At 42.0% G+C, this 17,813-nt stretch carries 14 protein-coding genes; 7 read left to right on the top strand and 7 right to left on the bottom strand.

What is annotated here, in order from left to right:
* Nucleotides 1-26 precede the first annotated feature (26 nt).
* From EO132_RS02015 to EO132_RS01995, 5 genes are all read left to right on the top strand, one after another.
* A complete protein-coding gene (locus EO132_RS02015; protein ID WP_116216546.1) occupies nucleotides 27-1,232 on the top strand; it encodes a primase-helicase family protein in 1,206 nt (401 codons plus the stop codon).
* Nucleotides 1,233-1,437: 205 nt separating this feature from the next.
* On the top strand, nucleotides 1,438-2,340 hold the full coding sequence (locus EO132_RS02010) for a toprim domain-containing protein (protein WP_127136376.1): 903 nt from the start codon (nucleotides 1,438-1,440) through the stop codon (nucleotides 2,338-2,340).
* A gap of 45 nt (nucleotides 2,341-2,385) precedes the next feature.
* Nucleotides 2,386-2,682: a mobilization protein MbpA gene (gene mbpA, locus EO132_RS02005; RefSeq protein ID WP_116216544.1), complete on the top strand. Its 297-nt coding sequence runs from the start codon at nucleotides 2,386-2,388 to the stop codon at nucleotides 2,680-2,682.
* A 5-nt stretch (nucleotides 2,683-2,687) separates the two neighbouring features.
* The gene (locus EO132_RS02000; protein ID WP_235856357.1) at nucleotides 2,688-3,548 is read left to right on the top strand and encodes a relaxase/mobilization nuclease domain-containing protein; all 861 of its coding nucleotides are present in this window, start codon (nucleotides 2,688-2,690) and stop codon (nucleotides 3,546-3,548) included.
* A 10-nt stretch (nucleotides 3,549-3,558) separates the two neighbouring features.
* A complete protein-coding gene (locus EO132_RS01995) occupies nucleotides 3,559-4,014 on the top strand; it encodes a DUF6730 family protein (protein ID WP_116216542.1) in 456 nt (151 codons plus the stop codon).
* Between the two features lie 115 nt (nucleotides 4,015-4,129).
* On the opposite strand, the gene EO132_RS01990 is transcribed toward EO132_RS01995, so the two are convergent.
* The 3 genes from EO132_RS01990 to EO132_RS01980 all read right to left on the bottom strand — a co-directional run bounded on the left by EO132_RS01990 (nucleotide 4,130) and on the right by EO132_RS01980 (nucleotide 6,826).
* A complete protein-coding gene (locus EO132_RS01990) occupies nucleotides 4,130-5,347 on the bottom strand; it encodes a site-specific integrase (RefSeq protein WP_090292201.1) in 1,218 nt (405 codons plus the stop codon).
* Nucleotides 5,348-5,669: 322 nt separating this feature from the next.
* On the bottom strand, nucleotides 5,670-6,116 hold the full coding sequence (locus tag EO132_RS01985) for a hypothetical protein (RefSeq protein ID WP_127136375.1): 447 nt from the start codon (nucleotides 6,114-6,116) through the stop codon (nucleotides 5,670-5,672).
* 44 nt (nucleotides 6,117-6,160) lie between these two features.
* Nucleotides 6,161-6,826, bottom strand: a complete 666-nt coding sequence (locus EO132_RS01980) for an RluA family pseudouridine synthase (protein WP_313781217.1) — start codon at nucleotides 6,824-6,826, stop codon at nucleotides 6,161-6,163.
* Nucleotides 6,827-7,161: 335 nt separating this feature from the next.
* On the opposite strand from EO132_RS01980, the gene EO132_RS01975 reads away from it, so the two are divergent.
* A complete protein-coding gene (locus EO132_RS01975) occupies nucleotides 7,162-7,872 on the top strand; it encodes an SDR family oxidoreductase (protein ID WP_127136373.1) in 711 nt (236 codons plus the stop codon).
* On the opposite strand, the gene EO132_RS01970 is transcribed toward EO132_RS01975, so the two are convergent.
* From EO132_RS01970 to EO132_RS01955, 4 genes are all read right to left on the bottom strand, one after another.
* The gene (locus EO132_RS01970; protein ID WP_127136372.1) at nucleotides 7,873-10,605 is read right to left on the bottom strand and encodes a PD-(D/E)XK nuclease family protein; all 2,733 of its coding nucleotides are present in this window, start codon (nucleotides 10,603-10,605) and stop codon (nucleotides 7,873-7,875) included.
* 62 nt (nucleotides 10,606-10,667) lie between these two features.
* A complete protein-coding gene (locus tag EO132_RS01965) occupies nucleotides 10,668-12,026 on the bottom strand; it encodes an OmpA family protein (RefSeq protein ID WP_127136371.1) in 1,359 nt (452 codons plus the stop codon).
* Nucleotides 12,027-12,149: 123 nt separating this feature from the next.
* On the bottom strand, nucleotides 12,150-13,343 hold the full coding sequence (gene kbl, locus EO132_RS01960) for a glycine C-acetyltransferase (RefSeq protein ID WP_127136370.1): 1,194 nt from the start codon (nucleotides 13,341-13,343) through the stop codon (nucleotides 12,150-12,152).
* 14 nt (nucleotides 13,344-13,357) lie between these two features.
* Nucleotides 13,358-16,483 (bottom strand): UvrD-helicase domain-containing protein, encoded by a 3,126-nt coding sequence (locus EO132_RS01955; RefSeq protein ID WP_127136369.1) that lies wholly within the window; start codon nucleotides 16,481-16,483, stop codon nucleotides 13,358-13,360.
* A 121-nt stretch (nucleotides 16,484-16,604) separates the two neighbouring features.
* Here EO132_RS01955 and EO132_RS01950 point away from each other — a divergent pair, with 121 nt between their 5' ends.
* The gene (locus EO132_RS01950) at nucleotides 16,605-17,213 is read left to right on the top strand and encodes a superoxide dismutase (protein WP_127136368.1); all 609 of its coding nucleotides are present in this window, start codon (nucleotides 16,605-16,607) and stop codon (nucleotides 17,211-17,213) included.
* Nucleotides 17,214-17,813: the final 600 nt, after the last annotated feature.

Below are 17,813 nucleotides of genomic sequence, written 5' to 3'. Positions count from 1 at the left end.
CCCTAAGATTTCAAAAATTTCAAAATATGAAAATAGTACCTTATATAAGGGTGGGCACGTCTTTCTATAAAATTGTAAAGTATCCTACCATTTCGGGACATTTCAACGAGCAGCTGGTTCCGTGGAACGAGCATATCATCAAGCAGGACCATGGCAAGGACTATCTGGGCAAGGTGCCCAAATATGACGGGTTCGCCTGTATTCCTTGCCATGTGAATTTTAAAAAGGAACACCATGGTTTCTACAATACCTATTCCCCTTTGACGCATGAACCGAAAGAGGGATGTATAATAAGGACACGGGGCTTTTTGAAGCATATCTTCGGAAATCAACTGGAGCTGGGACTGGACTATCTGAAACTCCTGTACCAAAGACCGGTGCAGGTGCTCCCCATCCTCTGTCTGGTATCCACCGAAAGAAACACCGGGAAAAGCACCTTTCTCAAATGGCTCAAGGAAATCTTTGGCAACAACCTGACCTATCTGACCAACGACAGCTTTGCAAGCCAGTTCAATGCGGACTGGGCCAACAAGTTGCTGATATGCGTCGACGAGGTACTGTTCAACAAGGAGGAACTCACCGAGCGAATCAAGTACCTGAGCACCACCAACCGGAACAAGCTTGAGGCCAAGGGCAAGGACAAACGGGAAGTGGAATTCTTCGGAAAATTTATTCTCTGCAGCAACAACGAGGACAGTTTTATCAAGATCGATGCCCATGAGACACGGTTCTGGGTGAGGAAGATCCCATCCCTTAAAAGGGAGGACACCGATTTCTTGGACCAACTGGCCCGGGAGGTGCCCGCTTTTTTGGATTTCCTTTCAAAAAGGGAATACAGTACCAAGCAAAGAACACGAATGTGGTTCACTCCAAAACAGGTGCATACACCAGCGCTGAAGAAACTGGTAAACAATAACCGGAACAGGGTGGAGAAGGAACTGGCCAGTCTACTGCTCAGTGCCATGGAAAAGTTCGAGATGGACTCCGTGGACCTTTGTCCCATCGATGCCCTGCACATGCTCAACCGCACAAGGGTCAAGACCGACCTGACCCAATTGAGGCGGTTGCTGAAAAATGATTGGAAACTGGACAACCAGCCCAATTCCAACAAGTACCAAAAGATCACCATCTGGAACAACGGTGAGATCAACACCGAGGACGCAAAAGGGAGGTACTTTACCATAAAAAAGAATTTTTTGGTCCAAAATTTTGATGATTTGATGACAGATTGATATAAGCCCAGTATTTATAAGGGTTTAGGCTGTCATCACTTTGTCATCATTCTGTCATCAAAATAAAAAATGATGACAGGTACTATGAAGAAAAAAACAAAAACGATGAAACGATGACAAAATGATGACGGGGAAACTACCAGTATTTAAAGGGCCTCCCAGAGGTTTGTCATCAAATCATCAAAAATCGATTAAAAACAGAACCATGAAAGAAAAAAGAATGGACTGCGAAAAAGCCCGCAACATTGACATCGTTTCCACGCTGGCCAAGTTGGGGCACTTTCCAGTCCGGAAAACGGAAAAAGAAGCTTGGTTCCTCAGCCCGTTCCGGATCGAGACCCAAGCCTCTTTCAAGGTATCATTGAAACAGAACTATTGGATAGACTTCGGAACCTTTGAGGGGGGAAGTACCATAGACCTGGTCATGAAAATGGAGAACTGTTCCGTAAAGGAGGCATTGGAACGATTGTCCGGGAACATGGACCATTTTTCTTTTCACCGGCGGCCGAATCCAACCAAAGCGGAACATAGAGTCAACCCGATTGAAATCATCGAGGAAAAGGAAATCGAGCACAGGGCCCTGCAAAACTATCTAAGCTCCAGAAGTATCTCGATCAAAACCGCAAGAATACTTTGCAAGGAAATCCATTATCGAATAGGAGGACGGACATACTTTGGCATCGGACTCCAAAACAGGTCTGGAGGCTGGGAACTGCGGAACAGCTATTGGAAAGGCTCCACCTCGCCAAAGGATGTTTCGATGATGGGGAACAAATCAAAGAAATTGGCGATTACAGAAGGCATGTTCGATATGCTCACCCTAATTGAGCTGATGGCGGATATCGTAAACAGCCATGACCTTCTGGTATTGAACACAACTGCCTTTGTAAAACGGATGATAAAAGAAATAGAGGATTATGAAAATGTAAAACTGTTTCTTGATAAGGACAAAACGGGATTGGGGATGACGGAACTGTTACTGGAAAAGTGCCCGAACAGTAGGGATATATCCTTCCTCTATGAAGGTTTTAAAGATATAAACGAATGGAAGGTAAAAAGCGCGAAGGATGAAGTTCGGAAACGAATTCAAGATGTGTCATTGTCATGACAAATCTTGCTTTTGCTCCCGTAGGTCGCAAAAGATGATGTGAAAATGAAGAAAGAGTTCGTACAGTTCCGGTGCTCGGTCTACGAGAAGAAACTGCTGAGGATCAAGGCCCGGAAGAGCGGTCTTTCCATCAGTGAGTACTGCCGCCGTGCCGCATTCGATGATAGGATAGTTGAAAGGATGACGGACGAACAGATAGAGGCCTATAAGCTATTGGTCAAATACCAACGGAACTTCAAGCTGATCACCAACATGTTCCGCAAGCGTAACCCTAGATTGGCCGAGGAAACGGCCCAGTTGGCCAAAGAGATACGACAACACTTTTTAAATTTCAAGAAATGATAGGCATGGGCAAATCCATATCGCACACATCGGCCTCCATGAGCTACGGGATGAACCAGGAGAAGGGATCGGAGATTATCCACAGCCAATATCTGGCCGGGGAGACCCCGAGGGAGATCACCGAGGAGTTCAAGGTCATCCAAGAACAGAATGAACTCTGCCGGAAGAACACGCTCAGCTTTGTGCTGAGCCCCACCATCGAGGACGGCAGGAAACTGGAAAGCGAACGACTCAAGGAAATGACCGAACGGTTCCTCAAGGAAATGAACCTCAAGCAGCACCAGGCCATTGCCTTTGTCCATAGGGACAAAGAGCACGTGCACGTCCACCTGTATGCCAACCGGATAAACTTTCAGGGGAAGGCCTATAACGACAGCTTCATCGGCAAGCGGAGCCAACAAGTGGCGGAAAGGGTGGCCAAACAAATGGACCTGACCACGGTAAGGGAAGTTCAGCAGGAAAAACTGTACCGGATGCAATATGTCCGATCGGAAATACAGAAGATCCATGAAAAGGTCATGGCCAAGGAACGGCCAAGGGATTTTGACCAGTATATCAAATCGATGGAGCAGAACAATGTAAAAGTCATCCCGAGCATCAACAGGCAGAACCAGTTGCAGGGCTTCCGTTTTGAGCATAAGGGAACGAACCTAAAGGGAAGCGAGGTGCACCGGTCCATGTCCATGGGCAGGATCGCCCGTCAAATGAACTTTGAAAGGAACATGGCACAGCGGATTGCCAAGGACAAGAGCATGCAGCTTTTGGGGAGGACAGTGAATGTCCCAAAAAGTTTGACCCAGACCATCATAAAAAAGACCATCAAACTGGCCATCAAAGTGGTCAGGGACACTGGAATAGGAATCTAAACAAAACAATATGGCAAAACTGGACGAGATAGCGGAACTGTTGACTGAGGAGATCAACGGATTTGAAAAGAGTATCGGCCGATTGGAAAAGGTTCATGAGGATTTCAAAAACCTTCCATTAAGGCCAGATACCAGCGAATTAAATGCTCTTCTAAAAGAGTATGGCAACAAACAAAAAAACGACATTAAGGAACAACAAAGACTGATGGAAAGGATTCTTCATAAAGTAGAGCGGTCCGTTCTCTTGCCCAGTTGGGCCATAAAACTTACTTGGGGGTTGTTGGTCACGGTCCTTTTGGTCCTTGGTTTTTCAATCTACAAGGTGTCAAGGATATCCAAGAAAGAACAGGTTGCATATGTAGAAGGTCAAGATGATGCAATTGAACACTACAGGACATTCTTTGAAGAAAGCCCAGAGGCAAAGGAACTATATCAAAAATGGCTGGAGGATAATGGCCAAAAGTAGGACAGCGCCCTATCCTATTTTTGCTTTACGCTTATCTTCCCAAACACTGCAAAAATAGGCCAGGATCCATGCGCTGAAGTTGTGAGTAAGGATTTGGGACTAGGAAGGGTTAAGGTTACAGTTTAACCAATTTCTGATTATAATTGTCTAGTATATTATTCGGCAGGGACTTCAGATATATTTGAGTAGTTGATAGTCGATTATGGCCAAGCATGGAAGAAATAGCTTGTAAGGGAACGTCCTGCAGCATAGCTTGGGTTGCAAAACTATGACGAGATACATATGAGGTCAACCGCTGCTCTATCTTGCATTTTTTTGCAATTTCTTTAAGCCCTTTATTATATCTCTTCCGTGCCCATAAGACGTCTTTATATTGAAGTTCAAATGTGGCTCTTTTAATGATTGGAAATATAAATTCAGACCTCTCTTTATCCTTAAGATAAAACGAGAGGATTTCCTTTAACTGAGGCGTGATGTTAATATCATAAGGCTTTGACGTTTTTTTTCTTTGGAATTTAATTCGGTTGTCAATGATATTTTGAACCCTTAAAAAAGCCAAGTCCATAAAGGAAATACCATAAAGCATGTAAGAGGCAAGGAAGTAATTTCTATAGTGAAACAGACTATCCGTTTCTTCCAGTTTTAAAAGCATAATTGATTTGATGCTTTTAATGTCAAGCGCTCTTTTTTCTGTAGGAGTAGTTTTAATCTTATAATGTGTAAAAGGATAAGCATCTCTAGAAACAACATCAGACTTAATGGCCTTGTTAAAGACCGCTTTGATTGTTCTCATATACGTCGATAGACTGTTAACAGAATTACCTTTGGAAAAGTGCCAGTTCTCAAATCTTTTGAGAAAATCATAATTGATTTCGTTGAATTTGATATCATTTCCATCAGCGAATTTCTCCAATACCTTAATTACCGCGTAGTATGTGTTTGCATTACCATAACGTTCAGCTGCTTTTAACTCATCGACAATATCCTCGCTAAACTTAAAAAATGAATCCAATGATGCGGTTTTTACAATCTTCTTCTTCAGCTGCAAAATGGATAAAAAGTTAAGCTCGTCCTTTTCGTTCAGGTCATTAATTATGTCGACCGCTCTGGTCTTTTCTTTTAAGAGTTGATTATTGAGTTTACTAACTGATGAAGTTCCTTTGAATGCTCTTTTAACTTTCTCGTTTTTATTATCCCAAAATTCCTTTTTTATTGATTGCCCTAAGCTTATGGAAGTTGTTTTTCGAAAATGGGTTAACCGTAAAATAATAGGATAGGAGTCATCTTTTTTCTTCCTACGCGTATCTAAAGAAAGTTTTATATTGGTATTCATCCTAATCAAAGGTAAAAAAAATTTGCACGCAATTTGCACGCAAATGGGTGATTTTATTTGAAATTAAATGAATACGAAATTATTTAAAATACTGAAAAACAATTTATTATGTATTTATTTGTATTGGATTGATATGGTAATCCTCTTGCTGGCAGGCAAGAGGCCACCGGTTCGAATCCGGTATTCTCCACCAAAAATGTAAAAGCACCTCACGAACGGGGTGCTTTTTTATGGTGTTAATTGGACTACTTTTTTTCTTTGCCAATGAACAGTTTCGAAATTTGTTTATAATTGATAAGGATTATTAGACCTATCAAAACATTTAGTCCAGAGATAATCCACCAATTATAGTCCAGTTGCTGATCTGACATAGCCCCTTCAATTCCATTAAGTCCGTTTGAGGAAACTTTTTTTTAAAGGCTAGATAACAGAAATTTAGAAACTGGGCAATGTTATCTACAATCATTAGGAGCCCTAACATAATTAAACCAAGGTTAAAGAGCCCATTTGCGTTTAAGCCTCGAGTTTCCACATGTTCAGTGTCAAACCCTTTCCCAAGTCTAAAAAATTTTATCAGTCTGTCTGTTTGAAACAATAAAAGATAGGCTATGAGCCCAGTTGACAATAAATAAATCAGACTTACAACAAGGCTGAACGAGAAAAAACCTCCAGAATAGGAAAGATTTGGAATTAATTGAAAGAGAGCATCAATAAAACAATAAATACCAAAGGTTTTTATGATGACTCGGAAAAGGTCGGTTTTGGTCATATTTAAATATTATTTATAAGTTATTTTGATGGTGCATTTCCAATTTAGCTAAAAATCTTACCAAACTTCTCCGGAAGCTCATCGGTAATGGAGATGATTTTGTTGGTAAACGGATGCTCAAACTCCAAGGCGTAGGCGTGGAGGTACAAACCTTTTCCTTTCAAAATTAAGCTCTCTACGGCATAATCTTTATCTCCGAGTATAGGATTGCCCAAACTGTACAGATGTTTTCTCAATTGATGTCTTCTACCTGTTTTGGGATGCAATTTTACTAGGTTGAGGACGCCGAAACGCTCCGATGGAACCGACTCGACAACTTTATAATTCGAATGGGAGGGTTTGTCGTCTATGTTGGAGGTTATGGTTCCGCTTGGCTCCATCTTGCCAATGGCAACCGCAAAATACGTTTTCGCAATGGTTTTTCCCTCAAACATTTTATTCAATGCTCGGATGCTGCTGTGGGTTTTGCCCACCAAAACAATACCTGTAGTGGCATAGTCCAATCGATGGACGGGTTGGGGCGTGGTGGCATCGGTTCGCGAACTGGGCTTAAGGTTTTGTGACAAAGCGTTGGCGATGGTCTTGAACTTGTTTCCGCTTACCTCAATCCCTGCGGGCTTATGGATGGCGGCTAAGTGTTCATCTTCAAACAACACCTTGAGGGGAAATATGAGTTGTTTTTTAGGTGTAGTATCTTTTGGAATGGTCAAGACAATATGTTCTCCACCTGTGATCAGGGTTGCTGTAGTAGCAATGATTCCATTAACGGAAATATACTTTTTTTTGAGGGCTTTTTTAAGCGCTGATTTGGTAGGTAGAGCCTTAAAAATACCAACGCCATATTCTTGTAACCGCAGGGGAGTGGAAATGTTCGGGACGATATGTGTTTCGCTTGTTTCGATTTATTGGAGAACTACATAAAAGTACCATTTTTCAGGCAAGTGAATAATGGTCTAGTCGACATTCAAACATTAACCATCCTTTAGGATGGAATTTTTGTAATTGACACCTGCTTTTTTGAACTTTACTTCAAAACAAAATCAACATGAAATTAGAAGGAAAAGTAGCATACATCACAGGAGGGACCAAGGGTATCGGGTACGGTATCGCCGAAAGCTTGTTGGAGCAGGGCATGAAGGTCGCCGTAAGTGGGCGTAGCCAAGAGAGTGCCGATGCCGCGGTCAAAGGTTTAAATAATCCAGATAACGTATTGGGATTGGTATCCGATGTGTCCAAGTTGGAGGATGAGATAAAGGCGGTAGCCGCCATTCTCGACAAATGGGGACAATTGGATGTGGTAATGGCCAACGCTGGCGTAGGACATTTTGCCCCTATTGATGAGATGGAGGATGAAAAATGGCATCAAATGATCGACACTAACCTGAATGGGGTGTATCACACACTAAAGGCATCGGTGGATGCCCTTAAAAAATCTGAAGGGTATTACATGACCTTGGCCAGTTTGGCAGGAACCAACTTTTTCCCGACCGCGGCGGGCTATAACGCAACCAAGTTTGGTGTCGTCGGATTTACCCAAGCTGCTATGTTGGACTTGAGACAGTACAACATAAAGGTAACCACCATTATGCCCGGTTCGGTAGCAAGTCATTTTAACAACAATGAGCCATCGGATAAGGATGCGTGGAAAATTCAACCCGAGGATATCGGTAAATTGGTCATCGATTTGCTTACAATGCACCCACGTACCTTACCTAGTAAAATAGAGGTACGTCCCACACGTCCCGATTTAAAATAATCAGTCTATTTTTTCAGTAAGGGGAACTGCAGCATTGCAGATTTCCCTTATCAATTGGAAGAGATAATTTTCAAAGGTTGCAAGGGTATCCGCATGTATTCGGGTATCCTTGTCCTCTGAAAACGGGAGCAACCCCTTGCTTAAATGTTTAAAGGAAATAATTCCCGCCTGTACATCGCTTTTACCGTGCTTTTTGGAATAGAGGTAGGCGTAACAGAGCAATTGGAACGCCTTGCTCTTGTCGTAATCCGTGATGAGTGTTTCCCAATCCGTAACCTTCACGTTTTTGGCTTCTACTTTGCCTGTTTTGTAGTCGATAATGCGTAGGGTTCCGTCAAATTCATCCACACGGTCCAAGGTTCCCTTTAGTTTGATGGGGAAATCTAAACCGGGAACGGTAATCAATTCTTCGTAGCGTTCCTCGAGCGCCAAAATTTTGATTTCATGACGCTTCAGCTGTTGCAGTTCATCTTCCAAGAAGTTATGCAGGTATTTTAGGATAACATTGTACACCAACAGAAACTTTCCTTTGGAAATATCGACTCCTGAAAGGTACTGGGTAAACTGATGCTGCACTATCTCTGGTACTTGATTTTTTATTGATTTGATGTGTTCTTCCGTCAACACATGATTGATTAGTGGGGTATAAAGCTGCTCCAGACTATCGTGAATGATGGTCCCGAAGGTGTTGGCCGCAATATTTTCTTCCACTTCCTCCAAATCATTGATCTTGAGAATATTTCTCGTATAAAAGTCAATCGGATTTCTGATGTAATTGGTCAAAGAGGTTGGCGAGAATCCGTTTTGGGCAAATGTCCTCAAGTCTTCCATAAACTGTCCGTCCTTCTCAATTTGGATGAGTGGTTTGGGGTCAATGGAAATCTTTGGAGTGGCAATGGTGTGCGTAATGTGTTCTTCCAGATTTTTATCCGTCAATAATTGTGTGATCAATCGGCTTTTTTCCCCACCTTCCAAGACATCGGGTTCGGTGTTGTAGGTAATGTAAACGTTCTTAGCTCTTTGAATCAATCTGTAAAAGTGATACACGTAGATGGCATCCTTTTCTTTGTAAGTAGGTAGCCCATAATCCCGTTTTACATCAAAAGGGATAAAGGAATTGTTGGACTTTCCCGAAGGGAGAATGCCCTCGTTCACCGAAGTAATGATAACGGTCTCAAAATCCAGGTTTCGGCTTTCCAGCATCCCCATGATTTGAAAACCGGTCAATGGCTGACCAATAAAATCCAAGGTTTCCATATTGGCCAATTGTTTGAACAGATTTTTGATGGATTTGAGCTCCCCCATAAAATCCACCTTGTCCAAATATTGCTTCAATTGATTGTAGAGCGCATAGAACCGATACAAATATTCCAGTTCCAGTGCATTTTTCTCTTCTTGGTAAATGATTTTCAAACGCTCAATGAGCAATAGGCAATTGTTGATCCATTCGATTGGGGTTAGCGTATCCTCAGGGAATATAACGGACAATAATTCTTGTGCTTTCGGGTATTTGGAAAGTGCTTCAGCATTAATGTAAAGCAAGTTGCCCTCCTTGATATCATTTGACAAGCGTTGTGCAAAAGTTCCTTGACTTTCTGTGGAAAGTGTCAGCGTATATGGGTTCGAAATATATTCCAATACCCTCTTATAAAACCAACCACGCTCCGAAACGTTAAGGTGCAGCTCCAAAAAGTTGACGAAAAAGGAGTACAACACGGTTTTGTTCAACGGCATCCCCATAGTAATGTTGACTTCGGGTATGTTTCTGGGTACAGCATTTAGCATCGGGTTCAGCAAGGTTTCATCTGCTAGGACCAAAGCAGTTTTGGTTAGGTCTATATGCTCTTTCTCTCCGATTTCCTCCAACAACTGACCCACATATTTGGTTTGTGACATGCTTTTGGGAACTCCTGTGATTGTAATGTTTTTATCGTGAAGAAAATTGTTCTGCGTTTCTATTTTGTGTCCATGTTTGTAATAGGGCCAATTGTACTGGTAATCCCTGACAAATAATCCTGCATCATGGATGGGGTCGTTCAAAAAATAGGAATCGATATCCCAATAGATGTGTGAATTACCTTGTTCCAGGTAATGTTGAATGATGTTGGATTCAGCAGCGTTCAGGGCATTGAAACCAATGAAAATAATGGGATTGGATTGGGTATTTTGATAGACTCCATTTTCAAGGGACTTTACCGCTTCTCGTTGGATGAGTCCTTGATAACCTCTCTTCTGTTCAAGAAGGGCCTCATAAAAATTGTTGTAGATGGTTTCGAGGTTCTTCCAGAGCTGTAAATAATTCTCCACAAGTTCCGATTTTTCCTTGCTTGCGGACCAATGGTTGATTTCTTTGATAGCGGAGAGGTAATTAAGAATATCCGTAGCGGGTATGAGATAGCCATCAATTTCGTTGAAGTCCTGCAAGAGGGTTTGTCCCCAATTGATGAAAGAAGAAAAATCATCAGAATCCTCGATTTGGGATTCCTTATAAACCTTAAAAAGTAGGAGCAACAAATCAATGTTTGATGCTTGGTTCAAATCGGATAGGTTTCCGATAAACTCTTGAATGGAGACCACATCCGGACTGAATATGTTCTTCTCCAGCCGAGAAGCAATATGCTTTTTTAGGAAAGTCCCTGACCGTTTACTGGGAAGGACAAAGGTGCATTGGGTAATATCCAGCTCCTTTCTGAGGAGATCATCCAGTACATATTCAAGGAAAGTATCATGCATGGATTAAAAATAAAAAAGGCCCCGCATTTGCGGAGCCTTTTTCTAGAAAACTTTGTTTCTTTTTATTTTACCAAGTTGATTTCAACTCGTCTGTTTTGTGCTCTACCAGCTCTTGTGTTGTTAGTTGCGATTGGCTTAGCCTCACCGTAACCGATAGCGGATAGTCTGTCTGAATCGATTCCTTTGTCGATCAAGAAATCTCTAACAGAGTTAGCTCTTTCTTCAGAAAGTTTTTGGTTCAAGCTTTCGCTACCTACGCTGTCAGTGTGACCTTCTACAGTAAACTTAGCAGTAGGATACTCGTTCAAGATTTGGATGATGTCAACCATTACAGAAGTAGACTCCGCTTTGATAGAAGACTTACCAGTATCGAACAAGATAGTTCTAGCGTAGTCGTTCAATTGTTTCTGAACTTCTTCAGTTACTTCTGGACAACCGTTGTTAGCAACAGTACCCGCAACTTCTGGACATTGATCGTCTTTGTCAAGAACACCATCACCGTCAGAATCTGGCCAAGGGCATCCGTCGTTTTCAGCAGGACCTGCTTCGTTAGGACACTCATCGTCTTTGTCAGCAACACCGTCGCCGTCAGCATCAGGACAACCAGCTAGTGCAGGAAGACCTGGAGTTTCTGGACAAGCATCATCTTTATCGGCAACACCGTCACCGTCAGAATCAGGACATCCGTTCATTTCTTTAGAACCAGCTTGGTTAGGACAAGCATCTTTAGAATCTTCGATACCGTCACCGTCAGAATCAGGACATCCGTTGAATGCTTCCAAACCAGCTACTTCTGGACAAGCATCGTCTTTGTCATAGATTCCATCACCGTCAGTGTCAGTTCCACCAAATTTGATGCTGATACCAGCAGAGTGCTGGAAGTGAGAAATCAAGTAATCCTCGAATGCGTGCTTGTACTGTGTTTGAAGTGTCAAACCAAGGTTATCGGAGAACCAAAAGTTAAGACCTAAGCCACCGTTAACGGTTCCAGCTCCGATTTCATCAACCCAAGTGTAACCACCGCCTACTTCTACGAAAGGATCTACAACGGTATTTTTAAGGATGTTGTATTTAATGGTACCATCTATAGCATAGTGAGAAAGGTCATCAACCTCAAAATCTCCTATTTTTTCGATTCTATTCAAAGAACCTCTTGCTCCTACGGAGAAACCATCTCCAACGTACTTGGAAACGGAAACGTAAGAAACTGATGGTAAAATGTTCCAGTGATCGGATACATTGAAATACTCGTCAAACAAAGTTGTACTAGAGTAAGGATTTTCACTATCGTTAGTAGGATAAGCGTCTATCGCATTTACCCCTATGCTAACCTGCCAGGGATTATTTTCGTCTTGCGCTTGTATGCTGTTGATCCCTACAAATACAAGAGCAACAACCAATAATTTGCTAAGATGTTTCATGCTCAAAATTTTAAGTTTAAGTGTTTATCAGCAGCAAATGTAAGTTGTTAAGACTTATTAACAAAATCTAAATTTCTTTTTTTTTGACTCATTTGCCCTAAGAATTGCTGCATTTCGTCGAATTTAGATGACCTTTAACGACTTTCCTACCTTAATAAAGGCATTGATCGCTTGGTCCAGGTGTTCTTTCTCATGGGCTGCAGAAAGCTGAACCCTGATTCGTGCTTTGTCCTTTGGAACTACCGGATAAAAGAATCCTATGACGTAAATCCCTTCATCCAATAGCATGTCGGCCATATTTTGAGAAAGCTTGGCATCGTATAGCATTACAGGGACTATGGCGGAATCCCCGTCAATAATATCAAAGCCGGCCTCTTTCATTCCTTTTTTGAAATATTCCGTATTGCTCTGGAGTTTGTCGCGCAGAGAGGTATCGGTATCCAACATTTCAAAAACCTTTATCGAAGCCCCAACGATGGCCGGTGCCAAAGAGTTGGAGAACAAATAAGGTCTGGAGCGTTGGCGCAACATCTCGATGATTTCTTTTTTACCGGTAGTGTATCCGCCCATAGCTCCGCCCAAGGCTTTGCCCAGGGTGCCTGTAATGATGTCGATTCGGTCCATCACTCCTTTTTCCTCAAGTGTTCCCCTACCTGTTTCACCGATAAAACCAGTGGCGTGGCATTCATCGATCATAACCATGGCATCGTATTTTTCAGCCAGATCACAAATTTTGTCCAGTGGTGCCAACAAACCGTCCATAGAGAACACCCCATCGGTCACGATTATTTTGAATCGCGCACCATCTTCATTACTTTGTTTCAGGTTTTTCTCAAGGTCGGCCATGTCGTTGTTGGCATACCTATATCGTTTGGCCTTGCATAAACGGACACCGTCTATAATGGAGGCATGGTTCAAGGAATCTGAGATAATGGCATCCTCAGCCGTGAGCAGGGGTTCAAAAACACCTCCATTGGCATCAAAAGCGGCTGCGTATAATATGGTATCCTCGGTGCCGTAGAAATCGGCAATCTTCTGTTCCAGCTCTTTGTGGATATCTTGGGTTCCGCAAATAAAACGTACCGATGACATTCCAAAACCGTGCGTGTCCATTACATCTTTGGCAGCTTGGATAACATCTGGGTGGGAAGAGAGGCCCAAATAGTTGTTCGCACAAAAATTGATGACTTCCTCGCCCGTGGAGATTTTTATGACCGCCCCTTGTGGAGAGGTGATGATCCGTTCTTTTTTGAATAGGCCAGCTTCTTCAATTGATTCCAGTTCTTTGGCCAAATGTTCTTTTATTTTACCGTACATATCTTTAATTAGCTTTATACAAAAATAGGGTCTATTTCTTGGTCAATATAAACAATGACCGATTGTTTGATTTTAAAATCCATTTCTCTTAAAATATCCGCATAATTGGCAATTTGCTCTTTGTGCTTGGGTGATGGTTTTCCTGTTTTGTAGTCAATGATGGTTGCATCATTTCCGGAAATGACGATTCTATCGGGACGGAGGGAACGACCATCGGTTGTCAAAATCTCCCTTTCGTTCAATATGTGAAGGTTGTCCGCGAATAAACCCTTCAATTTAGGATGGTTGACCACGGCCATTATTTTTTGTTTGATGTCGCTTCCTGCTTCCTTTGGAAAATGTCCTTCGATTTCCAATCGTTCCAAAACGGTATCAACGTCGTTCATGGTTTCAATCTGGCTTAATGCAAAGTGGATCACATTTCCCATTTCGATGGCTTCCATGCGTTCATCGTCCCACAAGCGACCCGATTTGGTGGAAATGGTAAACCCGGCATCATCTTTAGGTCGGGTAACGTAACGAATGTGGTTCTCGGTCGATTCCACAGAAGAGACCATCACTTCTTTTGATGTAAAGGTTCCCATAGTGTAAAAACCATCTTCATTTTCAGGAATATTTTTTTGCTGCACATACCATTGAAAAAGATCCGAGTAGGAGTTAGCATCTTCAATTGAAGCTATATCTCTCTTGTGAGTTTCGGTAATGACGAAGAGACCTTTTACGGGACGGGTAAGGGCCACATAAAGTACGTTCATGGAATCCAACAAGGTTTTCTGTTCTTCTGCTACATATTTTTGATGAGCCACCTCGTTGTATTCCAACATATCCTTATTGTTGTTGATCAAGAACTCATCCAGTCCCAAGGTTGTGTCATTGGTAGTGGCGGGTACCCATGTTTTCTTTTTCTTCCGCTTGTCATCCAAAATAGCATTGGCAAAAGGGAAAATCACAAAAGGGAACTCCAGCCCTTTGGCTTTGTGAATGGTCATGATTTTCACGGCATCCACGCCATCGGGTGCGGCAATCGACAGGGATTCCTTTTTCACATCCCAATAATTCAAAAAGGCATACACACTGGGCCCTTCCCTTTTTTCCAGATCAAGTACTTCGTCCATCAAAAATGAGAGATGCGCCACGGAACCTTGATACAGTTCAAACTGTACAATGGCAGTCTCCAAAATGGTCAAGACAGGCTCTCCTTTCAAGTCATTCATGTTGAAGTTGTATTCGGAGGCCAAGAACGAATCAATTTGCTCTAGGTTTTTACTGATGAAGTTGTGCTTGCCGTTTTCATCAGGGGACAGATACATCAATATATGGTATGCCGCTTCGCGGTCTTTTGCATTCTCAAAAATTCGGAGGATGGATACCAAAAAGATGACTTTCTCATTCTTTGCCAACAAGAGCGCATCCGAAGAAATAATGGGAATGTTCTGCTGCGCCAAAAAGTCCGCCAACAGCATTCCTTTTTTATTGTCCCGCACCAATACGCAGATATCTGAATAAGCGTGATTTTCGGAAACAATATGTTGAATTGACTTTAAGGTTTCTTCGCAATAGACATCATCCTTGTTTTCCACATCCGCATCCAAAAACGACATTTGAATATAGCCTCCAGGCTTGTTGTTTGTTTTTTGATGGGAGTCGTTCAAAAACAGGGTACGATAATCGGCATTGCCCAGCACTGGGGCCATTTCCGTAAAAAAGCTGTTGTTGAAGTTCACGATTTCATCATAGCTTCTCCAGTTGGTGTCCAATGAGTGAATAATGGGTTGCACCACAAAAGGGTGCGATTTTGCATTGATCAAATTCAGGAACTGCTCTGCACGTCCTCCACGCCAGCGATAGATGGCCTGTTTTACATCGCCCACCAAAAAGAGGGACCCGCGTTCGTGCTTTTCGTCCTCGCTTTCCAAGGCATTGCCAATAAGCGGCACCAAGTTTTCCCATTGCATTTTGGAGGTGTCCTGGAACTCATCAATAAAATAATGACGGTATTTTTCGCCCATCCGTTCATAAATGAACGGTACGGGTTGGTTCTTGATTTCCTTGGACAGAATCGCGTTCAGGGAGGATATGGGAATGATGTCCCTGTCCAACTCAATATTCTTGATTTCCTTGGCGATTTCGTTCAAGACCGTCATTGGTGCGATGTTACCATATATGTTTTGGAGATAACTGTGCCTGTAAACCAGTCGTTTTATGGACAGATAGTCTTCCAAAATAGTAGACGCCAATTGGGTAACATCCCTTTTGTCGCTTGCTTTGAGCAATTTTCCTTCGACCAAATTTGGTTCCAAGGTCTTGCTGGTGTATAGGTTTTTGGGATTGAATTCCCCCTCAACCATTTTTTGAAAATGATTGGGCAAGGTTTTTCTGGGAAAATCGGTAAACTCAAATCCTTGACTTTCTATTTCTTGAAGCACATGTTGAGCTATTTGCACCACTTTTTCCTCAATAGCCTTGCTTTCTATTGCTATCCGTTTTTGGATGTCCTGAAAATCCCGGATGGATTTTTCACGCAACGGAGCTAAATGTTCGGAATGATTCTCTTGAAATAAAAGTTTTCCGATTTCGATAAGATCATAAGTGATGTTCCAACTCTTGTCATCATCAATTTTTTCGAGTGAAAAGGCAATTAGGACCTCAGTGAGCTTTTCGTCATTGCCGGCTCGCTCCAATAATCTACCCACGGCTTCTTCCAGCAATAGATCAAGGTTGAGTTCCACCTCAAAATTTTGGGAAAGATGGAGGTCGCGAGCAAAAGTTTTAATGATTTTATGGTTGAACTTATCAATGGTCGAAATCTCAAAAAAGGAATAGTTGTGGAGTATCCGCCTTAAAATGAGTTGGGATCGTTCCCGCAATTGCCCCTCGGTCAGGGAAAGTTCAACACAAAGTGATTCGAACAGGCTTTTCTGCTTTTCGGGAGCCTGATCCTGACCAAAAGCGAAGAGGTTGTCCAATATCCGGGTCTTCATTTCGTCCACGGCCTTATTGGTGAACGTAATGGCCAAAATCTGACGGAATTTTATCGGGGAATCGTTGGAAAGCAATAAGGAAAGGTAGGTTTTGGCAAGGGCATAAGTCTTTCCCGAACCTGCAGATGCACTGTATATTTTAAAATTTGAGCCTTCCAAAAAGCTTTTTCCTGCAAAATAAGGATTCCTTACCTGATGTTAACATGGTTTTAGCGGAATATAAATGTTAAAACTCGTATTTTTACGTAAATTGATTAATAACCTAAAAAAACAGAATATTATGGCTTTTGAATTACCTAAATTACCATATGCATACGATGCATTGGAACCTCATATAGATGCTAGGACCATGGAAATCCACCATACCAAGCACCACAATGGCTACACCACAAAATTGAACAATGCCATTGAAGGAACCGATTTGGCAGGAAAAGGAATCGAAGATATCCTTACGGGATTGGATATGTCCAACAGTGCCGTTAGAAACAACGGAGGCGGATTTTTTAACCATAGCCTTTTTTGGGAAGTAATGTCTCCAAATGGAGGAGGAACCCCATCTGGCGAACTGGCTTCCGCTATCGATGAGGCTTTTGGTTCTTTTGATGCGTTCAAGGAGAAATTTTCTTCTGCAGCAGCTACCCAGTTTGGATCAGGTTGGGCTTGGTTGTGTGTGCATAAAGGAGGAAAATTGGAAATCTGCTCCACTCCAAACCAAGACAACCCCATTATGCCGGGTGTAGGTTGTGGTGGTTACCCAATTTTAGGATTGGACGTATGGGAGCATGCTTACTATTTACATTATCAAAACTTGAGACCAGATTACATTGCAGCCTTTTTTAATGTGATCAATTGGGATAAAGTTTCAGAAAACTATGCAGCTAGCAAATAACAACTAGTTTAGTAATAATTAAAAAAGCCGTGCATTTAATGCACGGCTTTTTTTGTGCTCAATATTTTAAAATAGAAAAGGGCGAGGAAGCCCTCACCCTTTTCGTCCCAAATCTTACCATAAACTTAACCTACTTATGCTATGGCGCGACTAAAATACTGGTATTGTGTAAAATAACAAAGGGTTTTAAAAAATATTTTATGTTTTTGAAGAAAAAGAAAACGTGCAGTTCATCGATAAAATGGATAAATCCTTGGTAGTCAAACATAAAGAAGCCGGAGCACGCTCCGGCTTCTTTCCCCAAATCTTACCATGAACTTAACCTACTTATGCTATGGTTCTCCAAATGTAAGCCAAGCATGGTTTGCACACCTAAGCTTTTAGACGAAACTCCCTTAAATGGGTTAAAGTGTTCAAAAGGGTACTGGAATTGATAAATGTCAAGAAAGTTGTGCTTTTTTGATGGTTTAGGAAAGTGCAGAAAATAAAAAAGGTGGAATAGCTTCCACCTTTTTTGCCCCAAATCTTACCATGAACTTAACCTACTTATGCTATGGCAAGTACTAAAGTAGGATTGCGGGTTGCTGGTTGTATAAAAAC

Origin of the sequence: Flagellimonas oceanensis, from assembly GCF_003992595.1 — a bacterium.
Taxonomy (GTDB): domain Bacteria; phylum Bacteroidota; class Bacteroidia; order Flavobacteriales; family Flavobacteriaceae; genus Flagellimonas; species Flagellimonas oceanensis.
Note: the sequence above shows the minus strand (reverse complement) of the source record. Positions and strands in the feature narration are given on the sequence as shown.

Bases quoted from the DNA above. Each gene is read 5' to 3' on its own strand.
- EO132_RS02015 (WP_116216546.1), top strand. From the start codon at position 27: ATGAAAATAGTACCTTATATAAGGGTGGGCACGTCTTTCTATAAAATT.
- EO132_RS02010 (WP_127136376.1), top strand. From the start codon at position 1,438: ATGAAAGAAAAAAGAATGGACTGCGAAAAAGCCCGCAACATTGACATC.
- mbpA (WP_116216544.1), top strand. From the start codon at position 2,386: ATGAAGAAAGAGTTCGTACAGTTCCGGTGCTCGGTCTACGAGAAGAAA.
- EO132_RS02000 (WP_235856357.1), top strand. From the start codon at position 2,688: ATGGGCAAATCCATATCGCACACATCGGCCTCCATGAGCTACGGGATG.
- EO132_RS01995 (WP_116216542.1), top strand. From the start codon at position 3,559: ATGGCAAAACTGGACGAGATAGCGGAACTGTTGACTGAGGAGATCAAC.
- EO132_RS01990 (WP_090292201.1), bottom strand. From the start codon at position 5,347: ATGAATACCAATATAAAACTTTCTTTAGATACGCGTAGGAAGAAAAAA.
- EO132_RS01985 (WP_127136375.1), bottom strand. From the start codon at position 6,116: ATGACCAAAACCGACCTTTTCCGAGTCATCATAAAAACCTTTGGTATT.
- EO132_RS01975 (WP_127136373.1), top strand. From the start codon at position 7,162: ATGAAATTAGAAGGAAAAGTAGCATACATCACAGGAGGGACCAAGGGT.
- EO132_RS01970 (WP_127136372.1), bottom strand. From the start codon at position 10,605: ATGCATGATACTTTCCTTGAATATGTACTGGATGATCTCCTCAGAAAG.
- EO132_RS01965 (WP_127136371.1), bottom strand. From the start codon at position 12,026: ATGAAACATCTTAGCAAATTATTGGTTGTTGCTCTTGTATTTGTAGGG.
- kbl (WP_127136370.1), bottom strand. From the start codon at position 13,343: ATGTACGGTAAAATAAAAGAACATTTGGCCAAAGAACTGGAATCAATT.
- EO132_RS01950 (WP_127136368.1), top strand. From the start codon at position 16,605: ATGGCTTTTGAATTACCTAAATTACCATATGCATACGATGCATTGGAA.